The organism is Alteromonas sp. DYW1 (assembly GCF_059752595.1).
Genome location: NZ_CM186038.1, coordinates 2707605 through 2720882, shown reverse-complemented (window position 1 = coordinate 2720882; position 13278 = coordinate 2707605). Strand labels below are relative to the sequence as shown.

15 protein-coding genes and 1 tRNA gene are annotated in these 13278 nt (G+C 45.8%); 10 read left to right on the top strand and 6 right to left on the bottom strand.

Annotated elements, in window-relative coordinates:
* Positions 1-231: 231 nt before the first annotated feature.
* Positions 232-843, bottom strand: a complete 612-nt coding sequence (smrA, locus tag AC121Z_RS12225) for a DNA endonuclease SmrA (protein ID WP_498124302.1) — start codon at positions 841-843, stop codon at positions 232-234.
* Between the two features lie 122 nt (positions 844-965).
* Between smrA and AC121Z_RS12220 the strand changes: the two genes are divergently transcribed.
* The gene (locus AC121Z_RS12220) at positions 966-2366 is read left to right on the top strand and encodes a sugar porter family MFS transporter (RefSeq protein ID WP_498124301.1); all 1401 of its coding nucleotides are present in this window, start codon (positions 966-968) and stop codon (positions 2364-2366) included.
* 6 nt (positions 2367-2372) lie between these two features.
* On the opposite strand, the gene AC121Z_RS12215 is transcribed toward AC121Z_RS12220, so the two are convergent.
* Positions 2373-2448, bottom strand: a tRNA-Arg gene (locus AC121Z_RS12215).
* A 44-nt stretch (positions 2449-2492) separates the two neighbouring features.
* Positions 2493-3695 carry a flagella assembly protein FlgT gene (locus AC121Z_RS12210; protein WP_498124300.1) on the bottom strand — a complete coding sequence of 401 codons (1203 nt, stop codon included), beginning with the start codon at positions 3693-3695 and terminating at the stop codon, positions 2493-2495.
* 445 nt (positions 3696-4140) lie between these two features.
* Between AC121Z_RS12210 and AC121Z_RS12205 the strand changes: the two genes are divergently transcribed.
* Complete coding sequence (locus AC121Z_RS12205; protein ID WP_498128236.1) at positions 4141-4572, top strand: LPP20 family lipoprotein; 432 nt, start codon at positions 4141-4143, stop codon at positions 4570-4572.
* 156 nt (positions 4573-4728) lie between these two features.
* Entirely contained in the window at positions 4729-5604 is an 876-nt protein-coding gene (gene htpX, locus AC121Z_RS12200) for a protease HtpX (protein ID WP_498124299.1), read from the top strand.
* Positions 5605-5643: 39 nt separating this feature from the next.
* Here the strand turns inward: htpX and flgN are convergent, their stop codons facing one another.
* The 3 genes from flgN to flgA form a co-directional block, all read right to left on the bottom strand.
* Positions 5644-6078, bottom strand: a complete 435-nt coding sequence (flgN, locus tag AC121Z_RS12195) for a flagellar export chaperone FlgN (protein ID WP_498124298.1) — start codon at positions 6076-6078, stop codon at positions 5644-5646.
* A 22-nt stretch (positions 6079-6100) separates the two neighbouring features.
* Complete coding sequence (flgM, locus tag AC121Z_RS12190; protein ID WP_498124297.1) at positions 6101-6436, bottom strand: flagellar biosynthesis anti-sigma factor FlgM; 336 nt, start codon at positions 6434-6436, stop codon at positions 6101-6103.
* A gap of 120 nt (positions 6437-6556) precedes the next feature.
* Complete coding sequence (flgA, locus tag AC121Z_RS12185) at positions 6557-7273, bottom strand: flagellar basal body P-ring formation chaperone FlgA (protein WP_498124296.1); 717 nt, start codon at positions 7271-7273, stop codon at positions 6557-6559.
* Positions 7274-7432: 159 nt separating this feature from the next.
* Between flgA and AC121Z_RS12180 the strand changes: the two genes are divergently transcribed.
* From AC121Z_RS12180 to flgF, 7 genes are all read left to right on the top strand, one after another.
* Positions 7433-8353 (top strand): chemotaxis protein CheV, encoded by a 921-nt coding sequence (locus AC121Z_RS12180; RefSeq protein WP_498124295.1) that lies wholly within the window; start codon positions 7433-7435, stop codon positions 8351-8353.
* A 15-nt stretch (positions 8354-8368) separates the two neighbouring features.
* Complete coding sequence (locus AC121Z_RS12175) at positions 8369-9205, top strand: CheR family methyltransferase (RefSeq protein WP_498124294.1); 837 nt, start codon at positions 8369-8371, stop codon at positions 9203-9205.
* An 85-nt stretch (positions 9206-9290) separates the two neighbouring features.
* The gene (flgB, locus tag AC121Z_RS12170) at positions 9291-9695 is read left to right on the top strand and encodes a flagellar basal body rod protein FlgB (RefSeq protein WP_498124293.1); all 405 of its coding nucleotides are present in this window, start codon (positions 9291-9293) and stop codon (positions 9693-9695) included.
* Positions 9695-10120, top strand: a complete 426-nt coding sequence (gene flgC, locus AC121Z_RS12165; protein WP_498124292.1) for a flagellar basal body rod protein FlgC — start codon at positions 9695-9697, stop codon at positions 10118-10120. Before flgB ends, flgC begins: the two co-directional genes overlap by 1 nt.
* A gap of 15 nt (positions 10121-10135) precedes the next feature.
* Positions 10136-10822 carry a flagellar hook assembly protein FlgD gene (locus tag AC121Z_RS12160; RefSeq protein ID WP_498124291.1) on the top strand — a complete coding sequence of 229 codons (687 nt, stop codon included), beginning with the start codon at positions 10136-10138 and terminating at the stop codon, positions 10820-10822.
* A gap of 12 nt (positions 10823-10834) precedes the next feature.
* Complete coding sequence (gene flgE, locus AC121Z_RS12155; RefSeq protein ID WP_498124290.1) at positions 10835-12223, top strand: flagellar hook protein FlgE; 1389 nt, start codon at positions 10835-10837, stop codon at positions 12221-12223.
* Positions 12224-12507: 284 nt separating this feature from the next.
* The gene (flgF, locus tag AC121Z_RS12150) at positions 12508-13251 is read left to right on the top strand and encodes a flagellar basal-body rod protein FlgF (RefSeq protein ID WP_498124289.1); all 744 of its coding nucleotides are present in this window, start codon (positions 12508-12510) and stop codon (positions 13249-13251) included.
* Positions 13252-13278: the final 27 nt, after the last annotated feature.

The following is a 13278-nucleotide window of genomic DNA, read 5'->3' as shown; positions in this document are numbered from 1 at the left end:
GCTCGGATGCAAAGTTGTAAGTTGCCGTTGGTAATGTTAGTCGTTAATTCGTAACAATAAGAGACGAAAATGAATCGTTCAAGCAAAGGTTTTGGCCTCACTGGCGTCGCGATAGCTGTCGCCGCAATGATAGTGATGGCAGTTTTCAGTACGTCAGCTCGTTCTCACGAGAATAGTGCAGCCTCACCCATTTTAATTCCAGTTCAATCTGAGTGCGCAATAGAATAACAATTATATCCGTTTCTGCTGTCGTTCCCGGTTTATAAGTTTTTGTTCAGGATGCTTCTTGAGTAATACATAGGTGGCTGCCAATCCGCCATGCCGAGGTTGCGCTGAATGGAATGCAATAACTTCATTAAGTTCGGCTAACCATTGATTAACGTAACTTTTGCAAAGTGCGGGAATAGGGTGGCTTTGTGCACCACGACCATGTTTCACCAAAATTGCTCGTACCCCCAATTGATGTAACCGAACGACCTCTTGATACAAGTGTGAGCGAACGTCCTCCATCCTTCGCTGCCGGAGATCAATCACACCCTCAAGCGAGTATTTGCCCAAGCGCAGGTTTTTGAATACACCGTCCTGAATACCCGAACGCTTGAAGCTAAGCATGTCATCTGGCTTGATCGCCTGGCGGAGTGAAACACTCAATGGATTGTTATCATTACTATCTACTTGCGCAAGTGCGGCTCGCTTTAATTGTTTGCTAAGTAGCTCATTACTGCGACGTTGTTGACGCACAGTAGCCGCGGCCGTATCGCCTTGACTTAAGGGCTTAATCTCTTCAAGAGAATCGCCCAACGCTTCAGCAAAGGAAAGGTTTTCTTGGTTGTTTGGATGCAAGTGAAAATTACCCTGTATTTTATCTGTGCAAGTGAATGATAGTTCGTTATTGTGTTGCTACGTTTGATCCAACGATAAAGTTTGCTGGTCTGTATAGCGACTCAACTAATATAAGGGTAAACATGCACGATCCCAACGTACAAGATAATCTCGGTTTTATTATTTTAATCAGCATTATTGCCACTCTGGGTGGATTCTTATTCGGTTTTGATAGTGGCGTTATCAATGGTACCGTCGATGGATTGCAACAAGCGTTTCAGTCTGAAAGTATTGCAACCGGCTTTAATGTTGCAAGCATGCTATTGGGTTGCGCTGCTGGGGCATTTTTGGCCGGTCGCTTAGCGGATCGCTATGGGCGGCGGAAAATGCTTTTGGTGGCAGCGATATTTTTCCTCCTCAGCGCGTGGGGATCGGGTATTGCTGACAGTTCATTGAGTTTTGTGCTTTACCGGATCTTAGGCGGTTTTGCTGTCGGTGCAGCATCAGTGATGACGCCAGCATATATAAGCGAAATTGCTCCCGCAGCCATTCGTGGTAAGTTGGCGACGTTACAACAGATTGCCATTATATGTGGATTATTTATTGCGTTTGTCAGCAACTATTTCATCGCAGATTTGGCGGGTGGTTCAACGCAAGAATTGGCCCTAGGGTATGCGGCATGGCGTTGGATGTTCTGGGTTGAAATGTTACCGGCAGCGTTATTCTACGTCGGCTTATTACTGATCCCAGAAAGTCCTCGCTTCTTGGTTATGTCTGGGGCTACCGATAAGGCAAAGGCGGTTTTACAACGCCTTTACGGGGCTCGTAGTGAAGCCTTGTATGCGCAAATCAATCAAACCGTTGAGCAGCAACAGCAGCCTAAACTCAGAGACCTAATCGATCCCAGTGTGGGTAAGGTGCGTCGAATCGTTTGGGTGGGCATTGGTTTAGCAACCTTTCAACAATTAGTCGGCATTAATGTGGTGTTTTATTATGGTGCGGTCTTGTGGCAGGCGGTTGGTTTCTCTGAATCAGATGCGTTGCTGATAAATATACTCAGTGGTGGCGTTAGTATCGCTGCTTGTGTAGCCACTATTCTGTTAATCGATAAGATAGGTCGTAAACCCATTCTTATGATTGGTTCAGTAGGTATGACCTTAACGTTAGCGCTGATGGTCTTTGCATTTGCCAATGCGCAAACACTTGCCGATGGTAGTCTAGCGCTGGGTGATTACGGCACTCTTGCGTTGCTCGCTGCGAATGCCTATGTGATGTTGTTTAACTTTTCTTGGGGACCCGTCATGTGGGTCTTGCTAGGTGAAATGTTTCCCAATCAATTGCGTGGTTCTGGTTTAGCGGTTGCGGGGTTAGCGCAGTGGGGTAGTAACTTCTTGATCACAATGACATTCCCGATCATGCTCGTGGGGATAGGACTGACCGGTGCCTATGGTTTCTATGCGGTGTGCTCTGCCATTTCAATAGTCTTTGTAGCGCGCTTGGTGTTTGAAACCAAAGGCAAAGCACTAGAAGATATGCACGGGTAGATTGAATGGCGTCCCCACCGCGACTCGAACGCAGATCTAAAGCTTAGGAGGCTCTTGTTTTATCCGGTTAAACTATGGGGACGCTGCACGCAGTATTATGCGGCAGCGCAATGAAAATCAAAACCCCTAAAGTTTTACTACGAAGTCGTTTGGTTGAATATCAGACAACAGAGAACCATCCGCTGCGGCAACAGTAGCGGTTTTACTGTATACCGACTGAACCACAACCGGTGTTGGGTGTAACACATGTTGGCGATAGGATTGTCCAAAGGGATCAACTAGTTGGCGAGTTTGGAAAATCTGCAGTTCGTCGCCGGGTTGCACCGCATGTTGTTGCCCAAGGTTGATTTGCAATTGATTGTTGGCGACTTGCAAAATTCGGCCGATTGAGCGTTCACAACTCAAAACTTCATCTAATTCCGCGACCAAATTGTTGAGCTCCTGCATGATCGACTTACCGTAGGGTGAGTCCCAAAATTCATTGCCAAAGACATCAACATCCGTGAACTTATCAAAAGTCCAAGGCGCCTGAGTGGCATAAGTTTGATCCATGATAATAGTCGAAGACATGGCATCGAAAACCCGAGCACGCAACACAAAATGGCGCTGGGCTCCGGTGTCTTGCCAAAATGCCCAACTAGAGGCAGGTCGATCAACGCTTAGGTCGTCAGCAGAGAGAGCTAATACATATTGGGCGTCGTTATTTTGCGCAAGTTGGAAGGCTTGGGCTTGAAGAGTCGAAATCTCCCAGTTGTAACGTGTTTGCACAATGGGTTGTAACCGCAAATGCATGGCCTGTTCAGCAATGAGTTGCGGAAGTTTATTTGGAATTGCCAGCGAAAGTTTATAAATTTTTCCGTCTTGCGTGTGCTCTGGGGTATTTATCGTCATTAACGAGGTCACCACTGACTTGCGATAAGATGAGGCGCTGCACTGCACTTGTTGTGGAAAAATGTCAGCACGGATGGATACAGTTACATAATCATCGTGATAGATCTCGTTGATTAATTCGAGTTGATTGACTTCACCCTGTGCGCGTATTTCTAAGTGGTCATCTTGCAACAGTCCGTTGGCAAGTTGTTGAATACTGGTTACTGACGCTCCAGCGAATAGTAACGCTTGCTTGATGGCTTCTTTGGTTGCCAGTTGTTTGGCCGTTACTTTATCTCCGTCAACGATCACAGCTTGTCCGCTGGCCTGATACCAGGCGGCATAACTTTGCCCCGGTAATGCCATAAATGTGACGCATACTAAAGTCAGCGTAACTCTCCAATAGTGCTTTGTGGCTTTGCGTAGCGCAACCCACAAATACAACCCTGCTGATTTCATAGTATTAACCTCATATTAAATGTGACGGTTGACACCGTACAAAACTCCGAGTGTCAAAGAAATGACTGCTTTGGCACTTAAAAGTAACCCAATCGTCCATTTCCGGTAACTGTGTAACTTCATATTCAAGGCCTGTGCCAATACATCAGATAAGGTAAAGTCGTAGCAACTGCACGTACGATATTTGGCTAGGTGTGAGGTAGTCCGCCAGCCAACACTTATAACCGTAGCGCAGGGGGAAAGGACGCGATGAGGATATGGAACTAAACGTTGAGAGTTCTAATTTTTTAGTTTTCTCCGAATTGGCGTAAATACTGCTTAGTATTTTTACCAACGGTCGATTAACGTTAACGCTAGATTATTCCGAGGAATGCGGCGGCTAAACTGATAAATGAGGTGGCAAGTGAAAGAGACTAGGTTTATCAAGCTGATTATTCTTGTGAGCATGCTCAGTCTATTGTCGGGTTGTTCAAGCCTGTTTACCAAGCACGTGGAGTGGGAAACGATCGAACCCGATGAGTATCCGGTGATCCGTGCTGTGGGATATGCGCCAATTGATGCCCAACAAGCGTCATCTGATTCAGGCAAGGTGTTAATGGCAATTAAAGCCTCAAAACTTGAAGCTTATCGCGAATTGGCAGAGCAAGTTTATGGGCAAAGGGTTGATGGGAATCAGTCGTTAAAAAACCTTGTCCTCGCTAACACCCAGTTACAGTCTTCCGTTGAAGGCGTTATCCGTGGCGCTCGCGTGGTAAAATCTTATCCCGTGGGTGATGATACGTACGCAACAGAAATGGAGCTGGATTTCAAAGAGGTCTATGACATTTATCTGTCGACCGCAAAGCCTAAGCGGATCAAAGACGTTAGGTATTATTAAGCACAAGGTCGACTATAGCGCAGAATACAGGCATGTTTAGTAAAGTCTGGAAACTTCAGCCGCCACTCTGACTATTAAAAATTTTGATTTCAATCCTCTTGGGTCAAAACTCGTACGCCCATATATATCTATAAAGTGAGCTCTTGAGGTGTTTACATGTTACGCATCGCCCTATTTATCGGCACAAATATCGCTATTTTGGCACTGTTAAGCATTACATTTTCATTGCTAGGCATTGATGGTCTCCTGCAACAAAATGGTGTCTCACTGGATCTCTCTGCACTGTTGGTTTATGCCGCAGTCATTGGTTTCAGTGGTTCGCTAATTTCGCTTTTCTTATCCAAATTTATGGCGAAAAAGAGCATGCGGGTGCAAGTTATCCAACAGCCCCAAAACCAAACAGAGCGATGGTTAGTGGAAACGGTTGCAAGGCAAGCTGAGCAGGCGGGTATTGCAATGCCAGAAGTTGGTATATTTCAGCATCCGTCACCGAATGCATTCGCGACAGGATGGAACAAGAACGATGCATTAGTTGCTGTCAGTACTGGTTTATTGCAAAGCATGAACAAAGCAGAGGTCGAAGCCGTTCTAGCTCATGAAGTGAGTCACGTGAGCAATGGTGATATGGTTACCTTGGCGTTGATCCAAGGTGTGGTAAACACTTTTGTTATTTTCCTATCAAGAGTGATTGGGCATTTGGTTGACCGGGTCGTTTTCAAAGTTGAACGTGGTCACGGCCCGGCGTTTTGGATTGTGTCATTGGTCGCTGAAATCGTTTTAGGGTTTCTCGCTATGGCAATTGTGATGTGGTTTTCTCGCTACCGTGAGTATCGCGCAGATGCGGGTGGCGCAGCGCTTGCGGGAAAGGCCAATATGATTGCTGCATTAACAGCGCTGCAACGGGACCACGCTGCCCCTGCGATACCTGAGAATATGGCGGCATTCGCGATTAATGCAGGCAAGATCCAAAAAATATTTGCCAGCCACCCGCCACTGGCAGAGCGAATTGCGGCGCTAAAACAAAGTTCATAATGACAGTTACGAAGGGGTGAAGTGCTGCGAAGCGTCGCGTTATGCACTGATCCCTTTACCTTTTGTACCACCGTGTGGTTTACCTGAACGATCGTAAGTCAGCGATTCTTTCGCGCGGGTTTCAAGCAATAAATGACGTAAATGCTCTAATTTTAGCTGGCCTTGCTCTACCGCTTTTTGATTAATAGACGTACGGAACTTACATTGTTCAAGCAGTGTTTGAGCTTCTTCAAGGTGCGCGTTAGCCGTTTCACTTAACGGTAATTTACCGGCTTTCTCGAGTTCTGCATGGAGTGCATTAATCTGCTCGTCTTTGGCTTGAATAGCATCGAGAGTTTGTTGCTTTTCATCGAGTAAATTAATTAAGCTCTCGGCGTCGCGAGAGCTTATTAAATGCAGTTCTGATTCAAGAAGAAGCTGAAGATGTTTGAGGTTGTGGAGTTGTTCTGTCAGTGCTTCTTCGATTGTAGACATATTTTGACTTTAATTTAACCAATTATCTGGAGCCAAAAATCTGCCCTTCTAATTTGGCGATTTTGTCAGCCAGCACTTCTGGATTCACACGATACTCACCATTCTGAATGGCTTTCTTCAAACGATCAACTTTTTCTTGATTGACTGGCGCTTCAGACGCACCTTTCTTCTGTGCTTGCGTGAGCTGCTGAGCAGACTGAGTTAGCGACACAGAGTCTTGACGCGGTGCGTTTTGCGCAACTGCTTGTTGTGCAGCCTGCTGAGCGGCATTCCCTTTGTTCTGAGTCTGCTGCTGAGCTACCTTCTGATTGTCAATGGGCGTTTTCGGCAACCCATTGTTAATGTTGTTAATAGCCATAATTAAAATCCACTACCTTTATATCCTCAGTCATGTTATCGGCGAGCACCCTTAATACTTTAACGAAATTTAGGGAAAAAATCTTTTTTCTCGCATCTATTTTATAACCGACTGATATCCTTATATTTCTACAGTTGCTTGATCCACACCTGCAACCTTAGCCAAGACGATTTTTTCTGATCTTCGGTTCATTACGGCTATAGTATCGCCAACGTTCCCGTCTTCTTGAGCAATGCCTTTGGTACTAATTTGCAGACCTTCAGCGCGCGCGCTCAACGTGATCAAATCACCTTTGCAAACAAAGCAAACCATATTCGGTTTAATTGGTTGATCAGGGCGTACTCGGTATTTAATTCTTGCACCCAGAAGCTGTTCAATATTGGTGAAGGTGCTAAAGCGCAACGACTTACTCGCTTTATCGGCAACTCGCAGGTTTTGTTGAGTCAAGATCGTCCCTGGACTCAGGGAATCGGCAGTAACCACAACCGGTTGAGTTAACTCAATTTTGGCATTTATAAACAAATACCATGCAGTCTCAGGGCAGCTGACTTTGACCGCAGCATAACCATTACTCATCGCATTGTCAGGAATCTCATAACTGAACGGAGATGCACATGGCTCTATATTCACTCGCTCATCAAGCGGAAATACATCAACCAGAATTGTCGAATTGTTGTCAGGCGCACCTTGCTGTTCGAGCACACGCTGAATAAAAGATTCGCTTTGTTGTTCGATCACCTGATGCAGTGATAACGTGGTTTCGGCAAGTGTAAAGTGACTCGCGGACGTGAAAAGTAGTGCAATTGCGACTATTTTTCTATTAATGAAATTTTTCATGTTCACTATCCAGCATTTTGACTATGATTAAAGATAATGCCTGCGACCCGGTTGATCATGTGTCAATTTACAGGCACATTTTTAAACCTTATGGGTTTGCAACCGATAATATGGTTTGTAACGCAACGATCGTGCCTAAATTTGACAAAGGGGTGATGTATGTCAGGAATTCTTGATTCGGTCAATCAACGAACACAATTGGTAGGCCAGAACCGGCTTGAATTACTGCTATTCCGTTTAAATGGGCGTCAGCGCTTTGGTATAAACGTATTTAAAGTACGAGAAGTGTTGCAATGCCCACCACTGACATCTATGCCAAAACTCAATCAGCTTGTGCGGGGTGTCGCGCATATCCGTGGTCAAACTATCTCAGTCATCGATTTGAGCATGGCAACAGGTGGTAAACGCATTGAAGATTTAAAGACTGCGTTTATCATCATCGCAGAGTATAACCGTTCAGTGCAGGGCTTTTTGGTTGGTTCGGTAGAACGTATTATCAACACTAACTGGGATGCCATTATGCCACCGCCTCAGGGCACCGGTAGGGCGAGTTACCTTACTGCGGTTACTGAAGTTGACAACGAGCTAATTGAAATACTTGATGTTGAAAAAATCCTGAACGAAATTTCGCCACTGAATACCGATGTTAGTGAAGAAGTTGCAGGGCATGTAGATGTGGGTAAAAGTGAAGGTAAGATTATTTTTATCGCGGACGACTCATCGGTTGCTCGAAATCAGGTTAAAAAGGCGCTAACCGCATTAGGGTTAGAAATAGAAGCTGCAAAAAATGGTCTTGAAGCGCTCAATCGGTTGAAAGAGATAGCCGCGGAAACGGGGGATGTGACTGATCGTGTAGGGGTTTTGGTTTCGGATATTGAAATGCCCGAGATGGATGGATACACCCTGACTGCTGAAATCAAAAATACGCCTGAGTTGCAAAAGCTTAATGTGGTGCTGCATACGTCACTGAGCGGTGTATTTAATCAGGCAATGGTACAAAAGGTTGGAGCTGACGATTTTATCGCTAAGTTCCATCCTGATGAATTAGCCACTGCCGTGCAAAAATGGCTGCGTGATTAGCGGAAATTAGTCACATTGAATGATCGCGAAGTTTCTCCGCGCAGCTACGAAAAGTTTCGTGCCTTTTTAGAAGCTGAAACCGGTATCGTGCTAGGAGACTCAAAACAGTACCTAGTGCGCAGCCGGCTTGTTGGCCTGTTGCATGATTACCCTGATTTGTCATTAGACGGTATCATTGATGTCACGATCCAGGGCAGCGATCGAGTGTTGCGCACGCGTGTGCTCGACTCAATGACTACCAATGAGACGCTATGGTTTCGTGATGCTTATCCATTCAAATTGTTAGAAAACTCTATCTTGCCAGAGCTCTCTGAGTCAGTGTCTAAGTTGCGGATTTGGAGTGCAGCGTGCTCAACCGGACAAGAAGCCTATTCGATCGCAATGACGGTAAAGGAGTTTCAAACGAAACGCCCCAATGCGTTTAAAAGTGGGTTTGAAATTATTGGAACCGACATTTCAGAGCGCGTAGTCAAGCAAGCCACTCTGGGCGAGTATAATGAAATGGCAATTTTGCGTGGTCTGCCCGATCATCTGCAAAAGAAATATTTTGATCGTGCACCCAACAACATCGTCAAAATTAAGCCTGAGATTGCTCGTCATACCCAGTTTAGAAATTTAAATTTATTAAGTTCCTATTCTGCGTTGGGCAAGTTTGATGTCATATTTTGCCGCAACGTGTTGATATATTTCTCAGCGGAAAATAAAAAGCAAATACTGCAACAAATTGCCGCTTGCCTCTCGCCGCATGGAAGCTTGATCCTCGGAGCGTCTGAATCTGCCACTGCGGTCGCAGACTTATTTAAGATGCAAAAAGAGCCTAATGGTTTGTTTTATAAAAAGAAAATCAGTTAGCCTTACATTTCAAACGGGTCTTTTAGCGACCTTAATTTAGATTGGCACACCCTTTGCTGTATCGAACTCAGAGTAGGAGTACGTTATGGCAATAAATCTTGACCGTCTTGTCGGTTTTCATCACAAAGCACTGCAAGTTAGAACTGAGCAGATGGAAGTTATTTCTGGCAACTTGGCGAATGCGAATACCCCAGGATACAAGTCCAGAGCGATTGATTTTAAACAAGCCATGAGCAGTGCTCGCAGCGATCAAACGCATAACTTAACAAAAACTCATGAAAACCACATAGACGGCAAAATGCAACCGCAATGGGACTTAAAGTTCCGCGTACCAACCCAACCGGATACCGGAGACGGCAATACTGTGGATATTCAACAAGAAAGAAATGCTTTCTTAGACGCGGGTATGCGCTACCAAGCAACCGCTGAACTATTAAGCGGAAAAATTAAGGGTATGAAGAAAGCCCTAAGTTCTGGAGGTCAAGGCTAATGGCAACCTTATTTAGAGTGATGGACATTGCCTCAACCGGCATGTCAGCAGAAAACGTTCGACTCAATACGACGGCAAGTAACATTGCGAATGCTAACAGTGTAAGTAGCAGCTATGAGGATACCTATAAAGCACGTCATCCTGTATTTGCAGCGGAGTTGCAGCGCGCCTCGCAGGAGCAGGGTTCCGGAACGAAAGTTAATGTGCTTGGTATCGTTGAAAGTCAGAAGCCGTTGCAAGTTGAGTACGCACCAGGCAACCCTATGGCCGACGAAAATGGTTATATCTATAAACCCAATGTCAACGTTGTGGAAGAAATGGCCAATATGCTTTCGGCATCTAAAGGTTACGAGACCAATGTACAAGTGGCTGATACCACTAAGCGTTTGTTCCGTCGTGTTCTGCAGATTGGTCAAGGCCGTTAATAGAGGATAATTATTGTGGATACGATCAAAAACACCGGTCTCAACTCACAGCTGTATTGGCAAGAAGAAACGGTGCCTGTGGTTGATGGTTCTGAGCAGACCCTAAAACAAGAAGATTTTTTCGCGTTGCTGACTGAGCAATTGTCTAATCAGGATCCGACTAAGCCGGTAGATAATGATCAGTTAGTTGCACAAATGACATCATTTACCACCGCAGATGGTATCAGTAAGTTAAATGAAAAATTTGAAAGTTTTTCGTCTTCTATGACTTCAAATCAAGCGCTACAGGCCTCCAGTCTAATTGGTCAAGATGTGCTAATCGCTGATAACAAAGGCTACATGGCAACTGCTGGCGAGGGCATATCTGGCGTGGTGGTCAACGATCGAACCGCACAAAACCTTGAAATTACTATTACCAATAGTTTTGGCGAGGTGATCAAAACAATTGATGCGGGCACGCAAGCGCCAGGTAACATTGAATTCAATTGGGATGGAACTGACTTGCGCGGCAATCCAATGCCGCCCGGCGAATATTTCGTGAGCGCGCAAGGTGAAGTGTTCGGTGAGGGAGTCGCTATTCCTACCGCGATTAATCGCCATGTGGCTAGTGTAAGTTTGGCTGGCAGCAGTCAAGGGGTCATTCTTAATCTGGATGGCGATATTAGTATCAAATTAGATGATGTCATTCAGATTGGCAGCTAATAGGAGAGAAGTATGTCTTTTAACATAGCACTCAGCGGTGTTGCCGCAGCTCAGCGTGACCTTGACGTCACTGCGAATAACATTGCCAACGTTAATACCGTCGGCTTTAAGGAATCACGAGCAGAATTTGGTGATGTATATGCCGCATCGCTGCTCTCTGGTGGGCGCACCAAGGTCGGTGATGGTGTCTTGACGCAAGAAGTTGCACAGCAATTTTCTCAAGGAAGTTTGCAATTTACCAATACGGCGTTGGATTTGGCTATCACGGGGAATGGTTTTTTTGCCACTGTGCCTGAGATTGACTCCCGTGACTTTTCATTTACCCGTGCAGGCCAATTTAAATTGGACTCAGATAATTTTGTGGTCAATTCGAATGGCGATAACCTACTTGGTTTCCCTGTTAACTCTGACGGTACCTCTGCATCGGTAGCCCTGAGCACCACGGTGCCGGTGAGGATCCCTGACTCATCGGGGTCGCCGCAACCAACCTCTGAAGTTGATTTACGCTTTAATCTTCCCGCTGGGGACCCAGCCAAAGACGTAACGGCGTTTGACCCTACTGATCCACTGACGTATAACGCGGCAACCTCGGTGACCATCTATGATTCTTTAGGTGATAGCCATGTAATGACTTACTACTTTATTAAAGATCAGGCGGCCGGCTCTAACGAATGGTTAATGGTAACTGCCGTTGATGACGTTTTGGTTAATCAAAGCGATACTAACGGGAATGAAGTATTGCCTGGTGCTGCGGTTAATGTTGCGGGGAACGGCGCCAATGCCGTATCGGCTGCACGCTTAACCTTTACGTCTGGCGGTGAATTTTTAGCCGTGCTCGGTGCGGACAACTTGGCGCCAGTTGCGCCACAGGCGAATAAATTACTGACTGCAGAGCTGGGTGGAACGATCTTAGCGAATGGTTCAGATGTTACACAGCGTATTGGCATTGACTTAAACTTTTCCGTCGGTGGACAAACGCCAGAAGAACCCACTCAGTTTGCTTCGGCCTTTGAAGTGACGTCACTAGAACAAGATGGTTTGCCGGTGGGTCGGTTAACCGGTATTGATATTGGTCCTGACGGCCTTGTGCGGGCAACATTCTCAAATGGTACTTCAGAACCTATCGTGCGTGTTGCACTCGTTCGCTTTTCGAATGAGCAAGGCTTGACCCAGCAGAGTAATACGCAATGGAAAGAAAGCATCTTGTCTGGCGAAGCGCTAGCCGGTGAGGCAACGACCGGCACATTTGGCGATATCAATTCATCTGCATTGGAGCAAGCCAACGTTAACTTAACCACAGAGCTTATCGATCTGATCATTGCACAGCGGAACTTCCAGGCTAACTCAAGAGCTTTAGAAGTTAATAACCAGTTGAATCAGACGATCCTGAATATTCGATAACCAATATAAACGCATATTGAACTAACGTGTGTTTCAATCAGGGGCTTTTCGTTAAAGCCCCTTTTTTGCGGATTATTGTTAATCCATTGTCGCTCCTACACATGCTACGGCAGACAATTAAACAGTGAAAACCGTCAATTTTTCGATGCTTAGCAATCCAGCACACGTGAGAGAACAACAAGCATCCGGTCCTGCTTCTGCTAACTAAATCACTCAGTCTACACATCTTGGCATCGCCTTTGCTTCAATCAAAGTTAATCAAGTTATTTCGTCAAGAGTTTGGCATGGATAAGTTCTTATATATTGCAGCAAGTGGCGCCAAGCAAGACCTCCTCGGTACAGCCGTTCGGGCCAATAATCTTGCCAATGCACAAACCACTGGGTTTAAAGCTCAGCTGGAGCAGGCAAGGGCGATGCCGTCATACGGCGAAGGTTTGCCGACTCGAGTGTTTTCCATGACGGAAAGTCCAAGTAATAACTACGACGATGGCGCCATGATCCAAACTAATCGACCACTCGATCTCGCGATCCAGGGAAATGGTTGGTTCGCAGTACAAGATTCGCAGGGTAATGAAGCTTATACCCGCGCAGGTAACATGCGCTTGAGTGCAGAAGGTATCTTAGAAGACGCCCATGGCAATGTAGTGGTTGGCGATGCCGGTCCAATTACCTTGCCTATCCCGCTCGACAATATCGATATCGCCGGTGACGGGACTATCTCATTGCGGCCGCTCGGTGCACCTGAAACGGTGTTAGAAGAAATTGGTCGATTGAAACTGGTTAACCCGGAATATCAGCAGATGCAACGGGGTACCGACGGCTTATTTCGATTAAAGGATGGCAGCATTGCGGATCAGGATGACAATGTGCGGATCCGCAACGGTATGCTCGAAGGCTCTAATGTTAATGCAATTGAAGAAATGGTGAGCATGATCACCTTGCAAAGGCATTACGAAATGCAAGTTAAATTAATGAAGAAAGCAGACGAACTCTCAATGCGCGGCAACATGCTAATGCGCATTATCTAAGTCGAATGATTAACGCAGAGCACTGCG

Bases quoted from the DNA above. Each gene is read 5' to 3' on its own strand.
- flgE (WP_498124290.1), top strand. From the start codon at position 10,835: ATGTCTTTTAACATAGCACTCAGCGGTGTTGCCGCAGCTCAGCGTGAC.
- flgC (WP_498124292.1), top strand. From the start codon at position 9,695: ATGGCAACCTTATTTAGAGTGATGGACATTGCCTCAACCGGCATGTCA.
- htpX (WP_498124299.1), top strand. From the start codon at position 4,729: ATGTTACGCATCGCCCTATTTATCGGCACAAATATCGCTATTTTGGCA.
- flgA (WP_498124296.1), bottom strand. From the start codon at position 7,273: ATGAAAAATTTCATTAATAGAAAAATAGTCGCAATTGCACTACTTTTC.
- AC121Z_RS12220 (WP_498124301.1), top strand. From the start codon at position 966: ATGCACGATCCCAACGTACAAGATAATCTCGGTTTTATTATTTTAATC.
- AC121Z_RS12205 (WP_498128236.1), top strand. From the start codon at position 4,141: ATGCTCAGTCTATTGTCGGGTTGTTCAAGCCTGTTTACCAAGCACGTG.
- flgB (WP_498124293.1), top strand. From the start codon at position 9,291: ATGGCAATAAATCTTGACCGTCTTGTCGGTTTTCATCACAAAGCACTG.
- flgN (WP_498124298.1), bottom strand. From the start codon at position 6,078: ATGTCTACAATCGAAGAAGCACTGACAGAACAACTCCACAACCTCAAA.
- AC121Z_RS12180 (WP_498124295.1), top strand. From the start codon at position 7,433: ATGTCAGGAATTCTTGATTCGGTCAATCAACGAACACAATTGGTAGGC.
- AC121Z_RS12210 (WP_498124300.1), bottom strand. From the start codon at position 3,695: ATGAAATCAGCAGGGTTGTATTTGTGGGTTGCGCTACGCAAAGCCACA.
- flgF (WP_498124289.1), top strand. From the start codon at position 12,508: ATGGATAAGTTCTTATATATTGCAGCAAGTGGCGCCAAGCAAGACCTC.
- flgM (WP_498124297.1), bottom strand. From the start codon at position 6,436: ATGGCTATTAACAACATTAACAATGGGTTGCCGAAAACGCCCATTGAC.